Below are 25,217 nucleotides of genomic sequence, written 5' to 3' on the forward strand. Positions count from 1 at the left end.
CCGGCGTCACTCCTCTGCGAAGTCGTCGGCCCAGCCGAGGCTACCGGCATCGAGGAGCGCGGCGAGCAGCTCGGCGGCACCCGGGAGCTCGAGCAGCCCGGCATCCAGCGGGATGTCGGAGGCCAGGGCCCGGGCCAGTGTCGGCTCGCAGTCGATGCCGTCGCCGTCGGCGAAGAGCGTCGCCCGGTCGTCGTCCAGGGCGCGCCAGGCGAAGCGTGAGCCGGGGCTGCGCAGCAACTCCTCGCCGTCCTGTAGTGCCGCGACAAGTGCCTCGACGTCGGTAGGGGCTTCGGCGGGCACCAACTGGTCGACGTACTTGGGCTGGGTCATCACCCGGCCGAACCATTGGGCCATCTGGGCCGGATCGTCGAGGGTGTCGAGGATCAGCGCGCGCATGCGCGCCACGGCGGCATCGTCGAGCTCCGCCGGATCCGCCGGGGGCGCCATGCCGGCATCGGCGTAGCGCCGCGAGGCGGGGAGCTGCTCGCCCAGGTAGTCGGCAAACGATGTGATCGCCTCGTCGGCGGAGGGGGCGCGAAAGCCCACCGACAGGGTCATGCAGTCGTCGGACTGGCTGACGCCGTGGTGGGCCCAGGCGGGCGGCAGGTAGAGCATGTCGCCGGGTTCCAGCACCCAGTCGTCGTCGCCCTCGACCGCGAAGCGCTCGAGGATACGCAGGTCGATGCCGGCGATGATCGGGGCATCGTCGGCGACTCGGCCGCCGAGCTGCCAGCGCCGCGTGCCGCTGCCCTGGAGCAGGAAGACGTCGTACTGGTCGACATGGGGGCCGACGCTGCCACCCGGCGAAGCGTAGCTGATCATGATGTCGTCGAGGCGCCAGCGGGGCAGGAAGTCGAAGTGCTCGAGCAGCTCGCCGACCTCCGGCACGTAGTGATCCACCGCCTGGACGAGCAGCGTCCAGGCGCGCTCGGGCAGTTTGGCGAAGGTGCGCTCGTCGAAGGGGCCATGGCGGACCTGCCAGGGGCCGTCGGCGCCGTGCTCCTCCACCAGCCGCGCCTCGACGCCCTCCTCGCAGGCGAGCCCCGCCAGTTCGTCCGGGTCCAGCGGGCATTCGAAGTCGGCGAAGGCGCCGCGGATCAGCAGCGGCTTGCGCTGCCAGAAGTCGCGCAGGAACTCGGTGGCGGTCAGGCCGCCGAGCAGTTGCCGCGGGGTATCGTTGGACATGTTCAGAGCCTTCTGGCTTGCTGTTCGGCGTTGCCGATATAGCTGGCCGGGGTCAGCGCCTTCAGCTCTACCTTCACTGTGTCAGGAAGGTCCAGCGTGTCGATAAAGGCCGCAAAGCCGGCCTGGTCGATGCGCTTGCCGCGGGTCAGTTCCTTGAGCTTCTCGTAGGGCTTCTCGATGCCGTAGCGCCGCATCACGGTCTGGATCGGCTCGGCGAGGACCTCCCAGCTGGCGTCGAGGTCCTCGGCCAGGTGCGCCGGGTTGGCCTCGAGCTTGCCGATGCCCTTCAGCGAGGCCTGGTAGGCGATCAGGCCGTAGGCCAGGCCCACGCCGAGGTTGCGCAGCACCGTGGAGTCGGTGAGGTCGCGCTGCCAGCGGGAGATCGGCAGCTTCTGGGCCAGGTGGCCGAGGAGGGCGTTGGACAGCCCCAGGTTGCCCTCGGAGTTCTCGAAGTCGATGGGGTTGACCTTGTGCGGCATGGTCGAGGAGCCGATCTCGCCGGCCACGGTGCGCTGCTTGAAGTAGCCCAGCGAGATGTAGCCCCAGACGTCGCGGTCGAAGTCGATCAGGATGGTGTTGAAGCGGCACACGGCGTCGAACAGCTCGGCGATGTAGTCGTGGGGCTCGATCTGGGTGGTGTAGGGGTTGAAGGTCAGCCCCAGGCCCTCGACGAAGGCACGGGCGTTGGCCTCCCAGTCGACCTCCGGGTAGGTGGCGAGGTGGGCGTTGTAGTTGCCCACGGCGCCGTTGATCTTGCCCAGTATCTCGACGCTCTCGATCTGCTTGAGCTGGCGGCGCAGGCGATAGGCGACGTTGGCCATCTCCTTGCCCAGGGTGGTGGGGCTCGCGGTCTGGCCGTGGGTGCGCGAGAGCATCGGCACGGCGGCGTGTTCACGGGCCAGCCGGGCGATCTCGTCGGCGACCCGGTGCATCACCGGCAGCAGCGCCCGGAGGCCGTCGGTGAGCATCACGCCGTGGGAGAGGTTGTTGATGTCCTCGCTGGTGCAGGCGAAATGCACGAACTCGGTGACCGCATGCAGCTCCGGCTGGCCGGCGATCTTCTCCTTGATGAAGTACTCTACCGCCTTGACGTCGTGGTTGGTGGTGCGTTCGATCTCCTTGATGCGCTCGGCATCCGCCACCGAGAAGTCGCGGATCATCGTCTCGAGGAAGGCGGTGGCCTCGGCGGAGAGCGGTGGGACCTCGGTGACGCCGGCCAGTTCGGCGAGGCGCTGCAGCCAGCGGATCTCGACGATGACCCGGGCGCGGATCAACCCGAACTCGCTGAAGTGCTCGCGCAGGGCCTCGGCCTTGCTGCCGTAACGGCCGTCGACGGGGGAGAGAGCGGTAAGGGCGGAGAGGGGCAGGGAGGCGCTGTGCATGGTCGGGGTTCCGGGTCGGTGTGAAGAGAAGGTTGGGCTCGGGAAGATACGTTCAACCCAGTTGGTCCAGGGCTTTCCTGAGGGCGCCGCGCTGGAAGACCAGCTTCCAGCGGCGCCCCCCTTGCTGGTGCCAGAGCAGGGCGAAGCGAATGCCGGCGAGCAGGATGGCACGGACCCGCTCGGGCATCATGCGGCTCTGCAGCAGCGAGGGATCGCCCTGGACGACGATGCGGGTCTTGAAGGTGGAGATCGTTTCCTGATAGGCCTCGCCGAGGCTGGCGATGACGTTCTCGTGAGTCGCCTCGAAGTGCTCGGCCTGGCCCTGGATGCGGGTCAGGCGGCTGCCCAGCTCGCTCATCATGGCATCGTTGCCGCGTAGCTTGTTCATCAGCAGCAACAGCGAGAAGCCGTAGCGCAGCACCACCGGGTTGGCCTGCTTGCGCCCGATCACCGCCTCGAGTACCTCGAGGCCGCGGCGCAGGTTGTTGGGGTGGCCACCGTAGATCGCCTCGAAGCTCTCGGGGTTGGTGTCGAGGGTGGCGCGGATCAGGGTCTCCCAGGCGCGCGACTCGACCTGGCCGGTGCGGGCCAGTTCGTCGACCAGGCTGGCGGCCTGGAAGACGCCGGCCAGCGCCAGCGCTTGCCTGGCCGTAGGGGTGTCGGGGGCACGGTGGATCGGGGTCGAAGCGGTCATGCGGAGGACTCCGTGGCGTTCCAGGTGTGGCGGATCACACCGCCGCCGAGGCAGATCTCACCATCGTAGAGCACCAGCGACTGGCCGGGGGTGACGGCGCGCTGGGGATCGTCGAAACGGACCTCGACGCCGCCGTCATCGCGCACGGTCATGGTGCAGGGCACGTCGGTCTGGCGGTAGCGGGTCTTGGCGGTATGGCGTCCCGCGCCGGCCGGCGGCTCGCCGGCGACCCAGTCCATGGCCTCGGTGGCCAGGCTGTCGGTGTAGAGCAGCGGGTGGTGCTTGCCCTGCACGGCGACCAGCACGTTGCGGTCGAGGTCCTTGGCGGCCACGTACCAGGGCGCTTCGGGATAGTCGGCGAGACCGCCGATGCCGAGCCCCTGGCGCTGGCCGAGGGTGTAGTACATCAGCCCCATGTGCTCGCCGATCACGTCGCCATCGGGGGTCTCGATGACCCCCGGCTGGGCCGGCAGGTACTGCTTGAGGAAGTCGCGGAAGCGCCGCTCGCCGATGAAGCAGATGCCCGTCGAATCCTTCTTGGTGGCCGTCGCCAGGCCATGGCGATCGGCGATGGCGCGGACTTCGGGCTTCTCCAGCTCGCCGACCGGGAAGAGGGTGCGGGCGATGGCGACTTCGGGCACGGCGTGCAGGAAGTAGCTCTGGTCCTTGTTGGGATCGAGCCCCTTGAGCAGGCGTGGTCGGAGGTCGCCATCGAGTCGGCCGCGGACCTGTCCCTGGCGAACATAGTGGCCGGTGGCGATCCGCTCTGCGCCGAGCATTTCGGCGTACTCGAGGAATACCTTGAACTTGATCTCGCGGTTGCAGAGGATGTCCGGGTTCGGCGTGCGCCCGGCCCGGTATTCGGCCAGGAAGTGCTCGAAGACGTTGTCCCAGTACTCGGCGGCGAAGTTGGCGGTGTGCAGCGTGATGCCGAGCTTCGCACACACGGCCTCGGCGTCGGCCAGGTCGGCCTTGGCGGTGCAGTACTCGGTGCCGTCGTCCTCGTCCCAGTTCTTCATGAACAGGCCTTCCACGTCGTAGCCCTGCTCGAGCAGCAGCAGGGCGGAAACGGAGGAGTCGACGCCGCCGGACATGCCGACGATCACCTTGCCTGGGGTGGCTGTCATGGACGCTCTCGGAATGGATGGATCGCAAATGGGCGGGGATTATACCTTATCTTGGATTGATGCTTCGAGCGTGGCTCGGTGATGCTCCGCCGCGCCGAGGAGGCGGGCGGGCACGCAGCGATAATTGACCGGCCGGCCAGTTAATACTATGTTGTCGGGATGACGAATCAGACGATGACCCGAGACCCGGAACAGACCCGCCTGCGCATCATGGAGGCAGGGGCCGAACTGTTCGTGGAGCATGGCTTCTCGAGCGTGACCATGAGCCAGCTGGCGAAGTCGGCGGGGGTGACCAAGAGCCTGATCCACCACCACTTCGGCAGCAAGGAGCGGCTCTGGGAAGCGGTCAAGGAGCGCGCCTTCGAGCGCTACTTCAGCACCCAGATGGCGATGCTGGAGGAGGCGGGCGAGCCGGATGCGGCCCTGCTGGGCGCCTCGGTGGAGGCCTATTTTCGTTTCCTGCAGGCCAATCCCGAGGTCGTGCGGTTGTTCGCCTGGACGCATCTGGAAGGCGACGCCTCCTGCGGTGAGCTGGATGCGCAGCTGGTCGGGGCCGGTGCCGAGTGGGTCCGCCAGGCGCAGCAGCGGGGGCTGCTGCGCGACGACGTCAATCCGACCCATGTGATCGCGACCTTCGTCATGACCTGTACCCAGTGGTTCGAGGCCAAGTGTCACCACCAGCACTGGCCGGGCATGGGCAGCGACGACGCCTTCCTGGAGGACTTCCTGAGGATCTTTCTCGAGGGGCTGTTGCCACGCAAGTGAAGGCGGTTTTTTTTGGCTCGATAGCTGACCGGTCGGCCAGTTCATAGTAGGGCGGCGAGACAAGCAGAGGAGGGGGCATCATGGGGCGGGGAGGGCATGCGACCCTGGCACTGGGCCTGGTCATCGGGCTGGCCACGCTGCTGGTGGGCTGCGATGCGGCGCCGGCCGAGACCGAGTCCGTGGAGGAGGGGCGGGCGGCCGTGCGCGTCATGGAGGTGCGCGCCAGTGCCCCCGAGGAGTGGCTCCGCTTTCCCGGCACCGTACGAGCCCGGGAGCGGGCGACGCTGGCCTTCCTGCATGCGGGCGTGCTGCGTGAGCGGCATGTCGCGCGTGGCCAGCGCGTCGCCGAGGGCGAGCCCCTGGCGGTACTGCACAACCCGTCCCTGGTGCCCGCCCTCGCTGCCGCCGAGGGGCAAGTGAAGGAGCTCGATGCCCATCTCGCTCGGCTGCGCCGGGACGTGGAGCGGGCACGCACCCTGCGCGGCCGCAACCTGGTCGCCGAGGAGGAGCTGGATCGGCTGGAGTCGGAGCTGGAAGCCAACACCCGGGCCCGGGAGCAGGCCGAGGCGCGGCGGTCCGAGGCGCAGGCCCAGGTCGAGGAGTTGACGCTGCATGCACCCTTCGCGGCCGAGGTCACCGACCTGTTGGTCGAGCCGGGCGACTTCGTGACCGCGGGCCAGGCGGTGCTGGAACTCTCGGGCGTCGATGGCCGGGAGGTCGAGATCCGTGTCCCGGCGGCACTCGGAGAGCGGCTGGCCACGGGCATGCCGGTACAGGTGATACCCACCCTGCGAGTGGCCCGCTTCCAGGGGCGCGTCGCCAGCGTCGGGCGGGCCGGTACCGCCCTGGCACCGGTCATCGTCCGCCTCGAGGCGGACGCCCGGCTGGCTCCTGGCGAGCCGGTCCGGGTGCACCTGGCCGTGGCCACGGCCGAGTCGCTGCAGGTGCCGCTGACGGCGGTGCTCGACCCCGGCGGGCACGCCCCCCATGTGCTCGCCTTGACGGAGGACGATGTGGTGCGTCGCGTGCCGGTGATGCCGGGGCGGGTGACGGACGACTGGGTGACGATCTCGGCATCGCTCGCTCCTCGCCAGCGGGTGGTGACGGCCGGTCAGGGCCGCCTGGAAGAGGGTGACTGGGTACGGGTGCTGCCATGAAGTGGTTGCTCGCGAGCCTGCAGTACCGTCGACTGGTACTGACCGTCACGGGGCTGCTGGCCCTGCTGGGGCTGGCGGCCTGGGTGGCCATGGACCGTCAGGAAGATCCCTTCTTTCCCTACCGTTTCGGGCAGGTCGTGGTGCCGTACCCGGGGGCCGAGCCGGAACAGGTCGAGCGGTTGGTGCTCAACCCGCTGGAAGAGGAGCTGGCCCAGGTCGAGGAGGTCAGCGAGATCATCGGTACGGCGCGACTGGGCCTGGCCCACGTGTCGGTCGAGATGCATGAGCATGTCTATGACACCGATGCTGCCTGGGAGCGGATCCGGCTCGCCGTGAACCGTGCCGCGCGCCAGTTTCCCGATGGCGTGGGCGAGGCCGAGGTCAGCGATCGTGACTCCGACGCCCACGCCGTCGTGCTGGCGCTCACCGGGTCACGGGACCTGCTCGAGCTGCGCGAGGCGGCCGAACGCCTGCGACGGGACCTGTTCCGGCTCAAGGGGATCGCCCGCATCGACCTGCTGGCCGACCCGGGGCAGCAGGTGGTCATCGGCTGGGACGATGCGCTGGCCGAGTTGACCGGCCTCGACGCCCGCGGGCTCGGCGAGCAGCTGGCCGCGCGCAACCTGACGTCGCCCGGGGGCAGCCTGTCCAGCGGGGGGCGCTCCGTGGTGCTCGACCCGGTGACGGAATTCGCCTCCCTCGACGAACTGGCTGCCACGCCGATTCGCACGGACCGGGGCGACGCCCTGCCGCTGGGTGAGCTGGCCGACATCCGCCTGTCGCCGCTGGAGCCGGCCGCCGAGCGGCTCTGGCATGACGGCGAGCCAGCCGTGGCGCTGGGCATCATCCTGTCCAACGAGCGGGTCAACGCCGTCCGCTTCGGCGAGGCGCTGCGGGATCTGCTCGACGAGCGGCGTCCCGCCTATGCGCCGCTCGAGATCCACGAGATGTTCTACCAGCCGCATTGGGTCGAACGGCGCCTTGCCGAACTCGGCCTCTCGCTGTTGCTGGGCATCACCATCCTCGGCGTCCTGCTGTTCCTGGCCATGGGCCTGAGGCTGGGCCTGGCCGTGATACTGATCGTGCCGCTGGTGACCTTCTCCGCGCTGGCCCTCTATGCCATGGGGGGCGGGGTGCTGCACCAGATCGCCGTGGCCGGCATGGTGATCGCGCTGGGCATGCTGGTGGACAACGCCATCGTCATGGTCGAGAACCTCCAGTGGCACCGCGACCGGGGGCTGTCGGCCGCGGAGGCCGTGACGCGCTCGGTGAGAGAGCTCGCCGCGCCGCTGCTGGCGGCGACCGGCACGACCCTCGCGGCCTTCGTGCCGTTGCTGCTGTCCAGTGGCAATACCGCCGACTTCACGCGCGCGATTCCGGTGATGGTGATGCTGACCCTGGCGGTCAGTTATCTCTATGCCGTGTTCGTCACGCCCGTCTTCGCCGCCCCCCTCCTGAAGCCGCGACCCTCGGCGGGACGACCTGGCCTGTCGCAGGCGGGGGCGTGCATCGGGCGATTCGCGGTTCGCTGGCCGACCTGGATACTGGTCGGTGCCGGGGGACTGCTGGTCGGGGCGCTGGCCATGCTGCCGCTGCTCGATCACGACTTCTTTCCCGATACCGACCGCAACCAGTTGGTCGTGGACCTGCACTTCCCCGAGGGCACCCACCTGGACACCACCGCCCACCAGGCCGGGGTGCTGGCCGCGGATCTGCGCGAGCGGCCCGCGGTGCAGGGCGTTCACCGGTTCGTCGGTTTCAGTGGCCCGCGCTTCTACTACAACCTGGTCGAACAGCCGCGGCAGCCGCATCTCGCGCGGCTGGTGGTCGAGGCGGAGAGTGCCGATGACCTAGCCGCGCTGATGACCTGGGTGCGGGCCATTGCGCCACGGCGCCTGCCCGAGGCCCAGGTGGTGGCACGGCGGCTGGGGCAGGGGCCGCCCGTGGAGGCACCTGTCGAGATCCGGGTGTTCGGCGAGGACCGGGCGAGGCTCGCCGACGCCGCCCAACGCATCCTGACGGTGGTGCGTTCCGCCGAGGGAGCCCGCGACGCCCGGCACCGCCTCGGCGAGGGGCTGGCGACGCTACGACTGACGGTGGACGATGCGCGCGCGGCCGAGTTCGGACTGTCGCGCCGGGACGTCGCGACGGCCGCGGCGGGGGCCAGCCGCGGTATCGAGGTCAGTACCTGGCGCGCCGGGCGTGACCCTGCCCCGCTGCTGATCCGTTCGCCGGAGGGCGAGCGCTTCCCCACCGCCGGTCTCGAGGGCCTCCGCCTGGCCACCGGCAACGGCCAGGCGGTGCCGCTCGGCGAGATCGCCACCCTGTCCCCGGTCTGGCGGCCCGCGGTGATCCAGCACCGCAGCCTGCGGCGCATGACCACGGTGCTGGCCGAGGTGGCGGACGGCCACACCTATGCCGGCGTGCTGGATGTGATCCTGCCGCGCCTGGCCGAGCTCGAGCTGCCGGAGGGCGTCACCTACAGCGTCGGCGGCGCGGCCGAGTCGGCCGGCGACGCCAACACGGCGCTGTTCCGCACCCTGCCGGCCGGCGGGTTGCTGCTGGTCGTATTCCTGCTGGCGCAGTTCAACTCCTTCCGCCAGTTGGGCATCGTGCTGGTCACCGTGCCGCTGGCCGTGATCGGCGTGATCCCTGGGCTGTGGCTGACCGGGCAGCCGTTCGGCTTCACCGCCATGCTGGGCGTCGTGGCCCTGGTCGGCATCGTGGTCAACAATGCGATCGTGCTGATCGATGTGATGAACGCCAATCGCCGTCAGGGCATGGGCCTGGCGGAGGCGGTGACAGCTGCGGTCGCCCGGCGCACGCGGCCGGTGCTGCTCACCACGGCGACCACCGTCGCCGGTCTGGTGCCCTTGACCCTCACCCAGTCGACGCTCTGGCCGCCGATGGCCTGGGCGATCATCTCGGGGCTCGTCGCCTCGACCCTGCTCACCCTGGTCGTGATCCCTGCGCTCTATCGGCTGGCCATGAGGTGGTGAGGGGAGGCTCAGCGCTCGTGGATCACATCCATGGGATAAAACTTGCCGGCGAGGGCGTCGCGGATGCGGCGCATCACCAGGGGGCTGAGCAGTCGCCCCTGGCGCTCGAGCTCCTCCAGCTCCTCCAGGGTCAGCCAGTGCACGGCGAGGATCGTCGGGTCGAGGTCGTTGCCCAGGTGGGCCAGTGCCATGCCGAAGAAGCCGTGGCTGTGGAAGGTGTGGCCATCCGGTGCCTGGTAGACGTAGATGCCCAGGTAGTCGGTGATGCCCACCTGCCAGGCGGTCTCCTCGCCGACCTCGCGCAGGGCGGCCTCCTTGATACGCTCGCCCGGCTCGAGATGGCCGGCCGGCTGGTTGAACAGCGTATGGGGGCCGCCGCGATCCTCCTCGACCATCAGGAAGCGGCCGGCGCGTTCAACCACGCAGGCCACGGTGACATGGGGGTGCCAGCGGTTCATCGGCGGCCTCCTTTGTAACGGGTCGGACGTTGCCGGTGCGATGGCGACGCGGCGGGACGCGGCGCATGCAGGGTCTCGCGGCGCCACTGTCCCGGCGCCAGACCGTCGAGGCGCCAGGAGCCGATGGCCACGCGTACCAGGCGCAGGGTGGGGTGGCCTACATGGGCGGTCATGCGCCGCACCTGGCGATTGCGCCCTTCGCTGATGGTCAGCTCCAGCCAGGTGGTGAGCGGGTGGCGCTTCGGGTCCAGCGGCGGGTCTCGCTCGGGCAGTCCGCTCGTCGCCAGGCGCCGGACCTTCGCCGGCCGGGTGCGGCCATCCGTCAGTCGTACGCCGTCGCGCAGCGCCTGCAGGGCGGCATCACTGGGGCGGCCTTCCACCTGCACCCGATAGGTCTTGGGCTGCTTGTGGCGCGGGTCGCTGATGCGATGGATCAGCTCACCGTCGTCGGAGAGCAGCAGCAGGCCTTCGGAATCATAATCGAGGCGTCCGGCGGCATAGATGCCGGGCACCGCGATCACGTCGGCCAGCGTCGCGCGTCGCTCTCCATCGTCATCGTCGGCTTGGCGATCGGTGAACTGGGAAAGCATGCGGTAGGGCTTGTGCAGCAGGTAGAGTGCGCTCATTCGACCAAGGTCTTGCTACCATGGATTGTCGACAAATATGGCTCCAAGCCTACTCCGATCGATCGGGTGAATGCTATACTCCGCGCTCCACTGAACAGACCAGACAGGGGAGTTCTCAATGGGGTTCCAGAAAATCGTCGTCCCTGAAGGCGGCCAGAAGATCACCGTCAACGCCGACAACACCCTGAACGTGCCGAATGAGCCGGTCATCCCGTTCATCGAGGGTGACGGCATCGGCGTCGACGTGACGCCGGCCATGAAGATCGCCATCGATTCCGCCGTGCAGAAGGCCTACAACGGCGAGCGCAAGATCCACTGGATGGAGGTCTACGCCGGTGAGAAGGCCACCCAGGTCTATGACGCCGATACCTGGCTGCCGGAAGAGACCCTGGAAGCCGTCAAGGACTACGTCGTCTCCATCAAGGGCCCGCTGACCACCCCGGTGGGCGGCGGCATCCGCTCCCTGAACGTGGCCCTGCGCCAGAAGCTCGACCTCTACGTGTGCCAGCGCCCGGTTCGCTGGTTCGAAGGCGTGCCGAGCCCGGTCAAGAAGCCCGGCGACGTGGACATGGTCATCTTCCGCGAGAACTCCGAGGACATCTACGCCGGCATCGAGTGGAAGGCCGGTACCCCGGAGGCCGACAAGGTCATCAAGTTCCTGCGCGAGGAGATGGGGGTCACCAACATCCGCTTCCCCCAGGACTGCGGCATCGGCGTCAAGCCGGTCTCCGAGGAAGGCACCAAGCGTCTGGTGCGCCAGGCCCTGCAGTACACCGTGGACAACGACCGCGAGTCGCTGACCCTGGTGCACAAGGGCAACATCATGAAGTTCACCGAGGGGGCCTTCAAGGACTGGGGCTACGAGATCGCCAAGGAGGAGTTCGGCGCCGAGCTACTCGACGGCGGCCCCTGGATGACCTTCAAGAACCCCAAGACCGGCAAGGACATCGTGGTCAAGGACGTCATCGCCGACGCCATGCTGCAGCAGATCCTGCTGCGTCCGGCCGAGTACGACGTCATCGCCACCCTGAACCTCAACGGTGACTACCTCTCCGACGCCCTGGCGGCCGAGGTGGGCGGTATCGGCATCGCGCCGGGCGCCAACCTGTCCGACGCCGTGGCGATGTTCGAGGCCACCCACGGCACCGCGCCGAAGTACGCCGGTCAGGACAAGGTCAACCCGGGCTCGCTGATTCTCTCCGCCGAGATGATGCTGCGCCACATGGGCTGGGTCGAGGCCGCCGACCTGGTGCTCAAGGGCATGGAGAAGGCGATCTCCAAGGGTGAGGTCACCTATGACTTCCATCGCCTGATGGACGATGCCAAGCTACTCAAGTGCTCCGAGTTCGGCCAGGCCGTCGCCGACAACATGTAAGTCGCGGCATCGGGCTCGGGGCCCCCGTCCGCCGCTTGGCGGGCGGGGGCCTTTGCGTTGAGGCCGCCCGAGTGAACCCCGTCGGCCCCGTGGCGTCCAATCACGGTTGAGACTCACCCTGGTGGCCGGCTTGTCGAGATGGATAGTGGCTCTTATGTTCAAGACAGAAGAGGAGGCGTGGCGTGAGTGGCACGCCTCGATCCGGGGAGGCATGACCCGCCCCCCCGAGCCTGGCGAGGAGGACGACGACGACCTGGCGGTGCAGAGCGCCGATCCGGAGCTGGCCCGTCCGCCGTTGTACAAGGTGGTGTTGCATAACGACGACTTCACCCCCATGGAGTTCGTGGTGGAGGTGCTGCAGACCTTCTTTCACATGGACAGCGAGACCGCGGTGCAGGTGATGTTGACGGTGCACACCCAGGGCAAGGCGACCTGTGGCATCTTTACCCGCGATATCGCGGAAACCAAAAGCCACCAGGTCAATCAATACGCAAGAGAGTGTCAGCATCCGCTGCTGAGCGATATCGAAGCGGCGGACTGATCCCGGACATGGTCGCGAAGGGAAATGGATGTCGGCCGTTGGGCGAGGAGACTTGCAACGGCAGCGTTTGTGCCCGATGTTGATGATGCCGGACCTCGAAAGATCCGACGCAAGCCCTAGGCGGCGAGAAGGGGACTGCCATGCTGAGCAAAGAACTTGAACTGACCCTGAACACGGCCTTCACCGTGGCGCGTTCCAAGCGTCACGAGTTCATGACCGTGGAGCATCTGCTGCTGGCTCTGCTGGACAACGCCTCCGCGGCGGACGTGCTCCGGGCCTGCGGGGCCAACCTCGACAAGCTGCGGTCCGACCTGCAGGATTTCATCAATTCCACCACGCCGCTGATCCCCGAGGATCAGAGCGACCGCGAGACCCAGCCGACCCTGGGTTTCCAGCGCGTGCTGCAACGCGCCGTCTTCCACGTCCAGTCCTCGGGCAAGAGCGAGGTCACCGGGGCCAACGTGCTGGTGGCGATCTTCTCCGAGCAGGAGAGCCAGGCGGTCTACTTCCTCAAGCAGCAGAACGTGGCCCGGGTCGATGCGGTCAACTACATCGCCCATGGCATCTCCAAGGTGGCCGGCCACGGCCAGAGCCCCGCGTCCCCGTCTCCCGAATCCGAGGAGGCCGAGGAGGGCAATGGCGAGACCGGCGGCAATCCGCTGACCGGCTATGCCACCAACCTCAACGAGCAGGCCCGGCTGGGCAAGATCGACCCCCTGATCGGTCGTGAGCACGAGCTCGAGCGGGTGGTGCAGATACTGGCGCGCCGGCGCAAGAACAACCCGCTGCTGGTGGGGGAGGCCGGCGTCGGCAAGACCGCCATCGCCGAGGGGCTCGCCAAGCGGGTCGTCGAGGAGGACGTGCCCGAGGTGATCGGCGATGCCGTGGTCTACGCCCTGGACATGGGGGCGCTGCTGGCCGGCACCAAGTACCGCGGCGACTTCGAGAAGCGCCTGAAGAACCTGCTTGCCGAGCTCAAGAAACAGCCCAACGCCATCCTCTTCATCGACGAGATCCATACGGTGATCGGCGCGGGGGCGGCCTCGGGCGGGGTGATGGATGCCTCGAACCTGCTCAAGCCGCTGCTCTCCTCGGGTGAGCTGCGCTGCATAGGGTCCACCACCTTCCAGGAGTTCCGCGGCATCTTCGAGAAGGACCGGGCGCTCGCCCGCCGCTTCCAGAAGGTCGATGTCATGGCGCCCTCGGTGGAGGACACCATCCGTATCCTCAAGGGGCTGCGGTCGCGCTTCGAGGAGCACCATCAGCTCAAGTACACCGACGCGGCGCTGGAGAGTGCGGCGCGCCTGGCGGATCGCTACATCAACGACCGCCATCTGCCCGACAAGGCCATCGACGTGATCGACGAGGCCGGTGCCCACCAGCGGCTGCTGCCGCCCGAGGTGCGGATCGACACCATCGACGTCGACCAGGTCGAGGCGGTGGTGGCCTCCATCGCACGGATTCCGCCGAAGAGCGTCTCCAGCTCCGACCGCAAGTTGCTCGAGAACCTCGATCGCGACCTCAAGATGCTGGTGTTCGGCCAGGACGAGGCGATCGACAGCCTCTCGGCCGCCATCAAGCTGTCGCGGGCCGGGCTCAAGTCGCCGGACAAGCCGGTGGGCAGCTTCCTCTTCGCCGGCCCTACCGGGGTGGGCAAGACCGAGGTCGCTCGTCAGCTGTCGAAGATCATGGGGGTCGAGCTGGTGCGCTTCGACATGTCGGAGTACATGGAGCGCCACACGGTGTCGCGGCTGATCGGGGCCCCTCCCGGTTACGTCGGTTACGACCAGGGCGGCCTGCTGACCGAGGCGATCACCAAGAACCCGCACTGCGTGCTGCTGCTCGACGAGATCGAGAAGGCGCATCCGGAGGTCTTCAACCTGCTGTTGCAGGTGATGGACCACGGCCGCCTGACCGACAACAACGGCCGTGAGGCGGACTTCCGTCACGTGATCCTGATCATGACCTCCAACGCCGGGGTCGAGCTGGCCACGCGGCGCTCCATCGGTTTCCAGACCCAGGACCACTCCACCGACGCCATGGAGGCCATTCGCAAGACCTTCTCGCCGGAGTTCCGCAACCGCCTGGATGGCATCATCCAGTTCCACTCGCTGCCGATGTCGGTGGTGCGCAGCGTGGTGGACAAGTTCCTGGTGGAGCTGCAGGCGCAGCTCGACGAGAAGCGGGTCCAGCTCGACGTCGACGACGCCGCCCGGGTCTGGCTGGCCGAGAAGGGCTACGACCCCGACATGGGGGCACGCCCCATGGCACGCCTGATCCAGGAGAAGCTCAAGAAGCCGCTGGCGGAGCTGATCCTGTTCGGCGAGCTCTCGGAGCACGGCGGGGTGGTGCACGTCAGCGTCGAGGACGGCGAACTGCACCTCTCCACCGAGTCGGAACTGGCCGACGCGCCCTGAGCGGCATCACGCGCTTTCGCCACGGCGACACGGCGCCCTGTCTGCGGACGGGGCGCTGTTCGTTTCGTGGCCGTGAGCGGAGGCGCGGTGCGCCGGGCGGGCAGGGTCAGCGTGAACGGTAGACGATGCGACCCTTGGAGAGGTCGTAGGGAGTCAGCTCGACCTTGACCTTGTCGCCGGTGAGGATACGGATGTAGTTCTTGCGCATCTTGCCCGAGATATGGGCGGTCACCACGTGGCCGTTCTCCAGCTCGACGCGGAACATGGTGTTGGGAAGGGTATCGACGACGACGCCTTCCATTTCGATATGGTCTTCACGTGCCATATAGGCGGTTCCTCGCTGATGATGATGGTGCGATGCGGCACCGAGGCGCGCAGGTGACGCCCGTGCCGACAGAATAGCGCGGTATTGTGCCGCATGCCGGGCGCCATGGCAAAAAAGGCGCGGTTCGACGCGGGGTCAGACGGGGAGGGTGCGCCGCCAGTGGCGCCCGTCGAGTATCTCCAGCGGTTGGAAGGCCTGCTTGTAGTTCATCTTGCGGCATTCGCGGATCCAGTAACCCAGGTAGACGTGGGGCAGGCCCAGGTCCCGGGCCCTTTCCACCAGCGAGAGTACGGCGAAGGTGCCCAGCGAGCGGCGGTCCAGCACCGGGTCGGGGTCGAAGAAGGTGTAGATCGCCGAGAGCCCGTGCTCCAGTTGGTCGTAGGCCGCCACGGCCACCAGCCGGCCCTCCAGGCGGAATTCCAGCAGCCGGGCATAGTCCTGATCGAGGGTCAGGAAGGTACGGTACTGCTCGTGGCTCGGGGGGTACATGTCGCCGTCGGCGTGACGGGTACGGATGTAATGGGCATAGAGCGTGTAGTGCTCGCTGTCGAAGATCGCCGGGCGCACGTGCAGCGAGAGGTCGGCGTTGCGCCGGGCGAGGCGGCGCTGGTTGCGGCTCGCCACGAAATCGGCCACCGGGATACGCACCGAGATGCAGGCGCTGCAGCCCTCACAATGCGGACGGTAGAGGTGACGACCGCTGCGCCGGAAGCCCAGCAACGCCAGGGCATCGTAGACGCCTCGCCCGGGCGACTCCTGGGGATCGAGGAACAGGGTGGTGGCCTCGCGCCCCTCGAGATAGCTGCAGGCATGCGGCACGGTGAGGAAGAAGCGTAGATCCCGTACCGGCTGCCGAGGTGTATTGCTGCTCACGGCTTCCCCCTCTCTTGCGTCGTATGGCGCACCGCACCGAGGCGTTCGAATGACCAGCCGGGGGGGATGATCGAGGTATCATCCGCGCTGGCTTCCGGTGTCTTGCCCAGCCACTTCTCAAGATAGCCGATGAACTCCGCCCGGGCGATGTCCCGGGCACCGAGACTGGCCAGGTGGGAGGTGTGCATCTGGCAATCGATCAGCCGGCCGCCGCCGTCCTGCATGGCCCTGGCCAGGTGCACCAGGGCGACCTTGGAGGCGTCCGGTTCGCGGGAAAACATCGATTCGCCGAAGAAGACGGGGCCGAGGGCCACGCCGTAGAGGCCACCGACCAGCCGCCCATCGCGCCACACTTCCACCGAGTGGGCCACACCCAGGGCGTGCAGTCGGGCATAGGCCTCGCGCATGGCGTCGGTGATCCAGGTGCCGGGCTGCCCCTCACGGGGCCCGGCACAGGTCGCGATCACCTCGCCGAAGGCGGCGTCGGCGGTGACCCGGAAGCCGCCGTTGCGCAACCGCTTGGCCAGGCTCCTGCGCACGCGAATCTCGTGAGGGAACAACACCATGCGCGGGTCGGGGCTCCACCACAGGATCGGCTGGTCGTCGCTGTACCAGGGGAAGATGCCACGGCGGTAGGCCGCGAGCAGCCAGGCCGGGCTCAGGTCGCCGCCGATGGCAAGCAGCCCGTCGGGATCGCGCAGGGCCTGCTCCACGGGGGGGAAGTGCACGGGGTAATCGGCAAGCCAGGGCAGCATCGAGAATCGAATCCTTGCGCAGCGGGGCCTCAAGTGTGACGCTCACCGCCACGCGGCTCAAGATGCTTGCGGTCTGTGCGGGCCCCTGTGATGGCAAGCACTTGCTCGGTATGATTGGCGCGATGGAAACGGAAGACGCCAACTGTGGCGCAAGGGGGAAGGCCGCTTGAGTGTCAAGAAGAAGGTGTCGCCGCGTCGGGTGAGTGCGGCCAACGCCAGGGAGACGGCGAAGCGCTTTGGCCTGCGGTTGCAAGGGTCGGCACGGGAAGGGGTGGCGATCATGCTGCTGGCGGCCTGTGTCTTCGTGTTGCTGGCGCTGTTCAGTTTCCAGCCCGCCGACCCGGGCTGGTCGCGCAGTGGCCCCGAGACCGAGGTTGCCAACTGGATGGGACCGATCGGGGCCTGGCTCTCCGACGTTCTCTACTCGCTGTTCGGTGCCAGTGCCCTGTGGTGGCCCGGGATGCTGGGGTTCGCCGCCTGGTGGCTGATCCGCTCCCGGCAGGTGCACCTGGAGTGGGACGCCACCGCCCTGGCGGTACGCAGCGGTGGCCTGGTCTTGCTGCTGCTCGGGACCACCACGCTCGGCGCGTTGCACTTCTACAACCCTGACAGCCTGCTGCCCTATTCCTCGGGAGGGATTCTCGGCGAGGGGCTGGTCGGCGCCCTGGTGCCACTGGTCGGCTCCGGGGGGAGCGGCCTGCTGTCGCTGGCGGCGATTCTCTGCGGCTTTCCGCTGTTCACCGGGTTGTCGTGGTTCACGGTGATGGACGAGCTCGGGCACCGCGCCCTGCGACTCTGGCAGCGGCTGGCCGAGCCTTTCGGCCTGGCGGCCGACCGGCGCGAGCAGCGCCGGGCCGAGCGTGCCGAGGACGAGGAACAGGCGGTCCAGGTACCAGCTGCCGAGCCCGCCGAGGAGGCGTCCGAGGCACCGACACGAGAGCGCTGGTGGCGGCGTCTGCTGCCCGGCCGGGCCCCCGAGCTGGCGGCCGCCGGAGACACCCGGCGTGAGCCGGGCTTCGGCAACGATGGCGACACCGAGATCCCCTGGGAGGTGCCCGAGCAGACCCCCTCCGCCAAGCGCCCGGAGGCGGCCTACAGCGCCCGCACGCCGGCATCGCCACCTGGCGGCGGGGCTGGCGGTGCCGCGGCGGCAGTGGGCGCCACGGCGGCGTCTGGCCCCAGTGCCACCGGTTCCGCCCATCCCTTCCGCGAGTCCGAGGCGGGCGGTTCCCGGCGGGTGCCGGAGACGGTGCCCGACCCCGTCCTGCCCGACGATGACGAGGCACCGCCGGCCTGGAGTGGACCGTCGCTGCGTGCCAGCCGTGACGATGATCCCCTCGCGGCACCGGCCGCCGGCGACGAGCGGCGGGAGACGTCCGCCCCCGATGCTGCTGACCCGGAGACCGAGACGCCGCCACCGGCGTGGGCCTCCTCGGGTTCGTCACCGCACTCGCCGGCACGCGACGGGGGCCGCCGCGAGCCGGGCCTGGTCGATTGGCAGGATGCCGACTGGGACGACGACGACGAGCCGCGCCTGGGCTGGGAAGACCCGCAGGAAGAGGCCGAGGTGCCGGCCCCGAAGCCTTCGGTCGCCGCTGCGCGCGACGATCTCCCCGGGACGGAGACCGGCCTGGACGAACCCGAGGCGGATGGCCCCGGGCGGGTCGCCACCGCCGAGCAGGGGCGCGAGGCCGCCGACCAGCCCGATGGCCCCACCCTGTGGACCGTGGAGCATCTGCAGAGCCAGCGCCCGCTGTTCGATGAGTTGCCCGATCCCGACGGCGAGCTACCCAGCCTGCGCCTGCTGACCCCGCCCCAGGCCCACCAGCCCAATTACACCGACGCGCAACTGGCCGAGATGGCCGAGCTGCTCGAGGTGCGGCTGCGCGAGTACGGGGTCAAGGCCGAGGTGGTCGATACCTGGCCCGGGCCGGTGATCACCCGCTTCGAGATCAAGCCCGCGGCGGGGGTGAAGGTCTCCAAGATCAGCAACCTGGCCAAGGACCTGGCGCGCTCGCTGATGGTCAAGAGCGTGCGGGTGGTGGAGGTGATTCCCGGCCGGCCCACCGTGGGCATCGAGATCCCCAACCCCAAGCGGGCGATGATCCGCCTGCGCGAGGTGATCGACTCCGACCGCTACCAGCAGGAGGCCTCGGCGCTGACCCTGGCCCTCGGCCAGGACATCGGTGGCGGGCCGGTGGTAGCCAACCTGGGCAAGATGCCCCACCTGCTGGTGGCCGGCACCACCGGCTCGGGCAAGTCGGTGGGGGTCAATGCGATGCTGATCTCCATGCTGCTCAAGGCCACCCCGGACGAGCTGCGGATGATCATGGTCGATCCCAAGATGCTCGAGCTGTCGGTCTACGACGGGATTCCGCATCTGCTGGCGCCGGTGGTCACCGACATGAAGGAGGCCGCCAACGCCCTGCGCTGGTGCGTCGCCGAGATGGAGCGCCGCTACAAGCTGATGGCTTCCATGGGCGTGCGCAACATCGCCGGCTTCAACGCCAAGCTCGACGAGGCCGAACGGGCCGGGGCCCAGGTCGCCGACCCGTTGTGGGAACCCCAGCCCTGGGAGATGCACCAGAGCCCGCCGGTGCTCGAGAAGCTGCCCTACATCGTGGTGGTGATCGACGAGTTCGCCGACATGTTCATGATCGTCGGCAAGAAGGTCGAGGAACTGATCGCTCGCCTGGCCCAGAAGGCCCGGGCCGCGGGTATCCACCTGATACTCGCCACCCAGCGCCCCTCGGTGGACGTGGTCACCGGCCTGATCAAGGCCAATATCCCCACCCGCATGGCCTTCCAGGTCTCCTCGCGGGTCGATTCACGCACCATCCTCGACCAGGGCGGTGCCGAGAACCTGCTGGGCCACGGCGACATGCTCTACCTGCCGGCGGGGTCCGGGCTGCCGACCCGGGTCCACGGCGCCTTCGTCGATGACGACGAGGTGCACCGGGTGGTGGAAGACTGGAAGCGCCGCGGCGAGCCCGAGTACATCGACGAGATCCTCTCCGGCGGCGTCTCCGCCGAGGCCCTCACCGGCCTGGAGGCCGAAGGTGTCGACGGCGACGACGCCGAGCAGGACGCCCTCTACGATGAGGCGGTGCAGTTCGTGACCGACTCGCGCCGGGCCTCCATCTCGGCGGTGCAGCGCCGCTTCAAGATCGGCTACAACCGGGCCGCCCGCCTGGTCGAGGCCATGGAGATGGCCGGCGTGGTCTCGACCATGGGCACCAACGGCGCCCGCGAGGTGCTGGCGCCGCCGCCGGTGGGGAACTGATCCCCTGGGGCTGCTCGATGTGCCGCTCAACCATGCAGCAATGATGAAAGCGTCGGCGGGCGTGCAACCCGCCGACGCTCCCTTGGTCCGAGTGACAGGATTCCATGATGGACCCGTCCAGGGAGACAGAGACGATGACAGTGAAGAAGACCCTTGCCGCCTTGGCCTTGACGTTCGCCGTACCGGTGTCGGCCCTGGCCAGCGAAGGCGCCGAGCGCCTGACCCGCATGCTGGAGCCGCTACAGACCTACGAGGCCGCCTTCGAGCAGCAGATCCTCGACGGCAGCGGCGAGCGCCTGCAGCAGGCCAGTGGCCGCATGTGGCTGTCGCGCCCGGGCAAGTTCCGCTGGGAGGTCGATGCGCCCTACCAGCAGGAGGTGGTCTCCGATGGGGAGGAGGTCTATCTGTATGACCCCGACCTGGAGCAGGTCACGGTGCAGGCGCTCGACCAGCGGGTGACCCATACCCCGGCACTGCTGCTCTCCGGCAGTGCCAGCGAGCTGACCGACAGCTATGACGTCTCGCGCCAGCAGCAGGGCAGTGCCGAGACCTTCACCCTGATGCCGAAGTCCGCCGATACCCTGTTCGAGGAGCTGAGGATGACCTTCCGCGGCGAGCGCCTGGCTTTCCTGCAGATGACCGACAGCACCGGCCAGGAGACCGCCATCGAGTTTCTCGACGTGCAGATGAATGAGGCCATCGACGACAGCACGTTCGTCTTCGAGATTCCCGATGGCACCGACGTGATCCGCGATACGCACTAGCCGGCCCGGCTTCGCCGGGAGCTGTCAGCCATAAGCTTTAAGCTGGAAGAGAACACCCCCGTAGCGATTGCTGTGGGGGTGTTTGCGTTGAGTGGAGACAAGCCCATGCTGTGTCCGAGCTTCGAGCTTCGAGCTTCGAGCTTCGAGCTTCGAGCTTCGAGCTTCGAGCTTCGAGCTTCGAGCTTCGAGCTTCGAGCTTCGAGCTTCGAGCTTACGCGCCGCTGCCGCCTTCGTCTGCCTCGGCGTCGAGCTGCTCCCGCCAGGCCATGAGCTGGCCATAGCGCTTCTCCTGACCGTACGCCGTCGGCCGGTAGAAACGCGGGTGCGGGAGCTCGTCGGGCCAGCAGTCGTGGGCGCTGCCCGCCGGGTAGCCTTCCGGCTCGTTGTGGGCATAGCGGTAGCCCTGGCCGTGGCCCAGGGACGCCATCAGCTTCGTCGGCGCGTTGCGCAGGTAAGTGGGCACCTCCAGGCTCGGCTGGGCGGCGACGAAGGCCTTGGCCTCCTTCCAGGCGCGGTCGATGGCATTGCTCTTGGGCGCCACGGCGAGGTGGATCGCCGCATGGGCGATGGCGCGCTGGCCCTCATAGTCGCCCAGACGCAGGTAGGCGTCCCAGGCGGCCATGACCAAGGGCAGGGCGCGCGGGTCGGCGTTGCCGACGTCCTCGGAGGCGATGGCAGCGAGGCGGCGGACCACGTCCAGCGGGTCGCCGCCACCCTGGAGGAAGCGGGCGATGTAGAGCAGCGCCGCGTCGGGTCGCGAGGAGCGCACCGACTTGTGGATCGCCGAAAGCAGGTCGTAGAAGTGGTCGCCCTGCTTGTCGAAGGCGCTGGCCTGGTGGCCGAGCACGTCCTCCAGCGCCTCGCGACGCAGGGTCTCGCCGCCGCCCTCGGCGGGCTCGGCGAAGTCGCAGGCGGTCTCCAGCAGCCCCAGGGCGCGGCGGGCGTCGCCGGCCGCGGCCCGGGCCAGCAGCCCCAGTATCCCGTCGTCCACGGCGATCCGGCGACGCCCCAGGCCGCGCTCGGCATCGCCGAGCGCCTGGCGCATCACCGTGACCAGCTCCGCCTCGGACAGCGCCTTGAGCACATGGACCCGCGCCCGGGAGAGCAGCGCCGAGTTGACCTCGAAGGAGGGGTTCTCGGTGGTGGCGCCGATCAGGGTCAGCAGGCCCGACTCCACATGGGGCAGCAGGGCGTCCTGCTGGCTCTTGTTGAGCCGGTGGATCTCGTCGAGAAACAGCAGGGTGGACTGTCCCTGGCCCTGGGCGGCCCGGGCGCGATCCACCGCGGCACGGATCTCCTTGACCCCGGCCATCACCGCCGACAGGTGCTCGAGGTGAGCGCCGGACTCCGCGGCGAGAATCTCGGCCAGGGTAGTCTTGCCGGTGCCGGGGGGGCCCCACAGGATCATCGAACGTACCACGCCGGTCTCGGCCATGCGGCGCAGCGGCTTGTCGGGGCCCACCAGCGCCTGCTGGCCCACGTAGTCGGCCAGCCGCCGCGGCCGCATGCGGAAGGCCAGGGGTGCGGCGTCATCGCCGTTGGTCTGGTGGAACAGGTCCATGGGCGGTCTCCCTGATGAACGGCAAGAGGATGTCCTGGCGGGGGACGTCGGCAATGCGACCTTGGTCGATAGACAGCCTCGCCGCCAGGCACTAGCTTGATACAACGCCTTCGGCGTGCCCTCCGGTATCGAGTGGGTCGCTGAACCTAGGCCAGGATGGCGAATCCAACCAAGAATGCCTTCCACACATCGCTGACAGGAGAGGAGGTCACGACATGACCATGCTGACCCAGCTGCGTCGGGATCATGCCAATATGGCGCGCATGTTGCACGTTCTGCAGCTCAAGCAGAAGACCCTGTCGACCGGCGAGCGCCCCAACTTCCAGCTGGTGCGGGAGGTCGTCGACTACATCCTGGACTACATGGAGGGCTTCACGCAGCCCCTCGAGCGGATCTGCACCGAGGAGTTGCAGCAGAAGGCTCCCGAGAGCGGTGACGTCACCGAACGGCTGGCCAAGGACTACCGGAGCCTGCGCGCCCGCCTGAAACGCCTGTCCGGTGATATCGACATGATCCTCATGGATGCGGTCGTGCCGATGGATCGCTTCACCGACGACCTCAAGGCCTATCTGGAGAGTCACCGGGCCTACCTGCGTGACGAACACGAATTGCTCTTCCCGCTGATCCAGGAACACTTCGACGAGCAGGACCTGCAGCGTCTCGCCGAGTCGCTCCCGGAGGGCGCCGCTGCTAAGCTGGAACGCCTCCAGGAAGCCTATCCCGAGCTCTATGCCGAGCTGCGCGAGGCACCGGAACAGGTGACCTGAGCGTTCTGGCGTCGGTCGCTTCGGGTCGCCGCCCGCCTGAGGTAGAATGCGTCCCCATGGTCGGTCCAGAGTGCTCCGTCGGGAGCAGTCGACCGGTAACGTACCGTCGGGACCCAGAGCGATGCCAGTCAACCCGTGTCATCTCGCGCCCTTCTGTCTCCTGCCCCCCGCTCCTGACCGGGCGGGGGGAGCGCGTTGTGGTGAGTGCCGGTGACCGGGCCGGTATTGGTATTCGACTCCGGCGTGGGGGGGCTTTCGGTGGTGGCGGCCCTGCGCGAACGCCTGCCGGGGGCGGCGCTGGCCTATGCCTGCGACAACGCGATGATGCCCTATGGCATTCGCGAGGACGGCTGGCTGGTGCAACGCATCCTCGCCGTCTGCGAGGCGGCGGTATCGGCCAGTGGCTGCTGCGTCCTGGTGGTGGCCTGCAATACCGCCAGCACCCTGGCGCTGGATGCGTTGCGGGCGCGCCTCGCGGTACCGGTGGTCGGCACCGTGCCGGCGATCAAGCCGGCGGCGCAATTCAGCCGGACGGGGCATGTCGGCTTGCTGGCCACCAGTGCCACGGTGGGCCGCCCCTACACCCTGCAACTGATCCGCGAGTTCGCCGCCGACTGCCGGATCACCCGGGTCGCCGCCGATGCGCTGGTGGGCGAGGCCGAGCGCTGGGTGTGCGGCGAGGCCCCTGATCGTGACGTGATCCGCGAGGCACTCGTGCCGCTGTGGCTTGATCCCGAGCTCGATACGGTGGTGCTGGGCTGTACCCACTTCCCGCTGTTGCATGACTTCCTGGTCGAGGCGGCGCCGCGCGGCGTCGCCTGGATCGATTCCGGCGATGCCATCGCCCGCCGGGTCGCCCAGGTGATCGCCGGCCCGGCCCCGTGCCGGGGGCCGGGCGAGAGCTTCGTCACCGCCCCGGACCCGCGCCTGAGGGCGGGGCTGGCGGCATTCGGCTTCGCCGAGCCGAGCCTGCTCCACCTCGATTGAGCGTCGCAGCGTTCGTCATCCTTTCATCGCTACTTTTCTCACTACAGGAGGCCCCGTGGCCGTTCCCGTCGTCGACCCCGCCCGCTACGACCAGCAGCTCGAGGCCAAGCGCGTGCGCATCCGCCGCGACTTCGCCCGCTTCTCGCCGCCGAGGCTGGAGGTGTTCCCCTCGCCACCGAGCCACTATCGCCAGCGCTGCGAATTCCGGCTCTGGCACGAGGGGGACGACCTCTTCTATGCGATGTTCGAGGTCGACCCGGAGGACCCGAAGAAGAAGACGGTCATCCGCCTGGACGACTACCCGGTGGCCGGTCGGCGGATCAACGAGCTGATGCCGCGCCTGCTCGACGCCATTCGCGACGTCCCGCTGCTGCGGCGCAAGCTGTTCCAGGTGGAGTTCCTCACCACGCTCGCGGGCGAGGCGCTGGTCACCCTGATCTACCACCGCCCGCTGGACGGAGCCTGGGAAGCCGAGGCGCGACGGCTGCAGGCGAGGCTCGATGCGATGATCATCGGTCGCTCGCGCAAGCAGCGCCTGGTGCTCGAGCGGGATCACGTCTGGGAACGTCTCGAGGTGGAGGGACGCGAGTTCGCCTACCAGCAGGTGGAGAACAGCTTCACCCAGCCCAATGCCGAGATCTGTCGCGCGATGCTGACCTGGGCCCGGGAGGTGACCCGCGACAGCCAGGACGGCGACCTGGTAGAGCTCTACTGTGGCAACGGCAACTTCACCGTGGCCCTGGCGGAGAACTTCCGCCGGGTGCTGGCCACCGAGATCTCGCGCACCTCGGTGGCCAGCGCACGGCTCAACCTCGAGGCCAACGGCATCGACAACGCGGTGGTGGGTCGGATGTCCGCCGAGGAGTTCTCGCTGGCGCTGAAGGGCGAGAAGAGCGGGCGGCGTGTCGCGGAATGGGCGCTGGACGACTACGATTTCACCACGGTGCTGGTCGACCCGCCCCGGGCCGGACTGGATGAGGCGAGCTGCCGACAGCTCAGCGACTACTCGCGTATCGTCTATATTTCATGCAACCCGGATACACTGGCGGACAACCTCGAGACCCTGACCAGGTCCCATGACATCCGGCGTTTCGCCCTGTTCGACCAGTTCCCCTGGACCCCTCACTGCGAGTGCGGGGTGCTGCTCGAGCGGCGGACATGAGTGCGACCTTGGTC

The 25,217-nt window shown here is 68.3% G+C and carries 21 protein-coding genes; 11 read left to right on the plus strand and 10 right to left on the minus strand.

Annotation, left to right across the window (positions count from 1 at the left end):
- Window positions 1–6: 6 nt before the first annotated feature.
- The 4 genes from QLQ85_RS19495 to mnmA form a co-directional block, all read right to left on the minus strand.
- Window positions 7–1,185 (minus strand): cupin domain-containing protein, encoded by a 1,179-nt coding sequence (locus QLQ85_RS19495; protein ID WP_282740521.1) that lies wholly within the window; start codon window positions 1,183–1,185, stop codon window positions 7–9.
- 2 nt (window positions 1,186–1,187) lie between these two features.
- Window positions 1,188–2,552, minus strand: a complete 1,365-nt coding sequence (gene purB / locus QLQ85_RS19500) for an adenylosuccinate lyase (RefSeq protein ID WP_282740659.1) — start codon at window positions 2,550–2,552, stop codon at window positions 1,188–1,190.
- A 67-nt stretch (window positions 2,553–2,619) separates the two neighbouring features.
- On the minus strand, window positions 2,620–3,261 hold the full coding sequence (gene hflD, locus QLQ85_RS19505; RefSeq protein WP_282721422.1) for a high frequency lysogenization protein HflD: 642 nt from the start codon (window positions 3,259–3,261) through the stop codon (window positions 2,620–2,622).
- Window positions 3,258–4,388: a tRNA 2-thiouridine(34) synthase MnmA gene (gene mnmA, locus QLQ85_RS19510; RefSeq protein ID WP_282721423.1), complete on the minus strand. Its 1,131-nt coding sequence runs from the start codon at window positions 4,386–4,388 to the stop codon at window positions 3,258–3,260. The genes hflD and mnmA overlap by 4 nt, the downstream gene beginning before the upstream one ends.
- A 174-nt stretch (window positions 4,389–4,562) precedes the next feature.
- Here mnmA and QLQ85_RS19515 point away from each other — a divergent pair, with 174 nt between their 5' ends.
- The 3 genes from QLQ85_RS19515 (at window position 4,563) to QLQ85_RS19525 (ending at window position 9,309) form a co-directional block, all read left to right on the plus strand.
- Window positions 4,563–5,153: a TetR/AcrR family transcriptional regulator gene (locus QLQ85_RS19515; protein ID WP_282740522.1), complete on the plus strand. Its 591-nt coding sequence runs from the start codon at window positions 4,563–4,565 to the stop codon at window positions 5,151–5,153.
- Window positions 5,154–5,233: 80 nt separating this feature from the next.
- Window positions 5,234–6,310 carry an efflux RND transporter periplasmic adaptor subunit gene (locus QLQ85_RS19520; protein WP_282740523.1) on the plus strand — a complete coding sequence of 359 codons (1,077 nt, stop codon included), beginning with the start codon at window positions 5,234–5,236 and terminating at the stop codon, window positions 6,308–6,310.
- A complete protein-coding gene (locus QLQ85_RS19525) occupies window positions 6,307–9,309 on the plus strand; it encodes an efflux RND transporter permease subunit (protein WP_282740524.1) in 3,003 nt (1,000 codons plus the stop codon). The genes QLQ85_RS19520 and QLQ85_RS19525 overlap by 4 nt, the downstream gene beginning before the upstream one ends.
- A gap of 8 nt (window positions 9,310–9,317) precedes the next feature.
- Here the strand turns inward: QLQ85_RS19525 and QLQ85_RS19530 are convergent, their stop codons facing one another.
- Both QLQ85_RS19530 and QLQ85_RS19535 read right to left on the minus strand, forming a co-directional pair.
- The gene (locus tag QLQ85_RS19530; RefSeq protein WP_282721427.1) at window positions 9,318–9,767 is read right to left on the minus strand and encodes an NUDIX domain-containing protein; all 450 of its coding nucleotides are present in this window, start codon (window positions 9,765–9,767) and stop codon (window positions 9,318–9,320) included.
- Complete coding sequence (locus QLQ85_RS19535; protein ID WP_282740525.1) at window positions 9,764–10,393, minus strand: pseudouridine synthase; 630 nt, start codon at window positions 10,391–10,393, stop codon at window positions 9,764–9,766. The genes QLQ85_RS19530 and QLQ85_RS19535 overlap by 4 nt, the downstream gene beginning before the upstream one ends.
- Before the next feature lie 118 nt (window positions 10,394–10,511).
- Here QLQ85_RS19535 and icd point away from each other — a divergent pair, with 118 nt between their 5' ends.
- From icd to clpA, 3 genes are all read left to right on the plus strand, one after another.
- Complete coding sequence (gene icd / locus QLQ85_RS19540; RefSeq protein WP_282740526.1) at window positions 10,512–11,768, plus strand: NADP-dependent isocitrate dehydrogenase; 1,257 nt, start codon at window positions 10,512–10,514, stop codon at window positions 11,766–11,768.
- Between the two features lie 211 nt (window positions 11,769–11,979).
- Window positions 11,980–12,309, plus strand: a complete 330-nt coding sequence (clpS, locus tag QLQ85_RS19545; RefSeq protein ID WP_102627574.1) for an ATP-dependent Clp protease adapter ClpS — start codon at window positions 11,980–11,982, stop codon at window positions 12,307–12,309.
- Between the two features lie 140 nt (window positions 12,310–12,449).
- A complete protein-coding gene (clpA, locus tag QLQ85_RS19550; protein ID WP_282721429.1) occupies window positions 12,450–14,726 on the plus strand; it encodes an ATP-dependent Clp protease ATP-binding subunit ClpA in 2,277 nt (758 codons plus the stop codon).
- Between the two features lie 106 nt (window positions 14,727–14,832).
- On the opposite strand, the gene infA is transcribed toward clpA, so the two are convergent.
- The 3 genes from infA to aat form a co-directional block, all read right to left on the minus strand.
- Window positions 14,833–15,051: a translation initiation factor IF-1 gene (infA, locus tag QLQ85_RS19555; RefSeq protein ID WP_013332816.1), complete on the minus strand. Its 219-nt coding sequence runs from the start codon at window positions 15,049–15,051 to the stop codon at window positions 14,833–14,835.
- Between the two features lie 135 nt (window positions 15,052–15,186).
- Window positions 15,187–15,924 (minus strand): arginyltransferase, encoded by a 738-nt coding sequence (locus QLQ85_RS19560; protein ID WP_282740527.1) that lies wholly within the window; start codon window positions 15,922–15,924, stop codon window positions 15,187–15,189.
- A complete protein-coding gene (aat, locus tag QLQ85_RS19565; protein ID WP_282740528.1) occupies window positions 15,921–16,679 on the minus strand; it encodes a leucyl/phenylalanyl-tRNA--protein transferase in 759 nt (252 codons plus the stop codon). Before aat ends, QLQ85_RS19560 begins: the two co-directional genes overlap by 4 nt.
- 166 nt (window positions 16,680–16,845) lie before the next feature.
- Between aat and QLQ85_RS19570 the strand changes: the two genes are divergently transcribed.
- Window positions 16,846–19,962, plus strand: a complete 3,117-nt coding sequence (locus tag QLQ85_RS19570; protein ID WP_282740529.1) for a DNA translocase FtsK — start codon at window positions 16,846–16,848, stop codon at window positions 19,960–19,962.
- A 134-nt stretch (window positions 19,963–20,096) separates the two neighbouring features.
- The gene (gene lolA / locus QLQ85_RS19575) at window positions 20,097–20,726 is read left to right on the plus strand and encodes an outer membrane lipoprotein chaperone LolA (RefSeq protein ID WP_282740530.1); all 630 of its coding nucleotides are present in this window, start codon (window positions 20,097–20,099) and stop codon (window positions 20,724–20,726) included.
- Window positions 20,727–20,937: 211 nt separating this feature from the next.
- Here the strand turns inward: lolA and QLQ85_RS19580 are convergent, their stop codons facing one another.
- On the minus strand, window positions 20,938–22,287 hold the full coding sequence (locus tag QLQ85_RS19580) for a replication-associated recombination protein A (RefSeq protein ID WP_282740531.1): 1,350 nt from the start codon (window positions 22,285–22,287) through the stop codon (window positions 20,938–20,940).
- A 221-nt stretch (window positions 22,288–22,508) separates the two neighbouring features.
- On the opposite strand from QLQ85_RS19580, the gene QLQ85_RS19585 reads away from it, so the two are divergent.
- The 3 genes from QLQ85_RS19585 to trmA all read left to right on the plus strand — a co-directional run bounded on the left by QLQ85_RS19585 (window position 22,509) and on the right by trmA (window position 25,203).
- Window positions 22,509–23,054 (plus strand): hemerythrin domain-containing protein, encoded by a 546-nt coding sequence (locus QLQ85_RS19585; protein ID WP_282740660.1) that lies wholly within the window; start codon window positions 22,509–22,511, stop codon window positions 23,052–23,054.
- 210 nt (window positions 23,055–23,264) lie between these two features.
- A complete protein-coding gene (murI, locus tag QLQ85_RS19590; RefSeq protein ID WP_282740661.1) occupies window positions 23,265–24,041 on the plus strand; it encodes a glutamate racemase in 777 nt (258 codons plus the stop codon).
- 55 nt (window positions 24,042–24,096) lie between these two features.
- On the plus strand, window positions 24,097–25,203 hold the full coding sequence (gene trmA, locus QLQ85_RS19595; protein WP_282740532.1) for a tRNA (uridine(54)-C5)-methyltransferase TrmA: 1,107 nt from the start codon (window positions 24,097–24,099) through the stop codon (window positions 25,201–25,203).
- The last annotated feature ends 14 nt before the right edge of the window (window positions 25,204–25,217 follow it).

Source organism: Halomonas kalidii (assembly GCF_030010475.1).
GTDB lineage: Bacteria > Pseudomonadota > Gammaproteobacteria > Pseudomonadales > Halomonadaceae > Halomonas > Halomonas heilongjiangensis.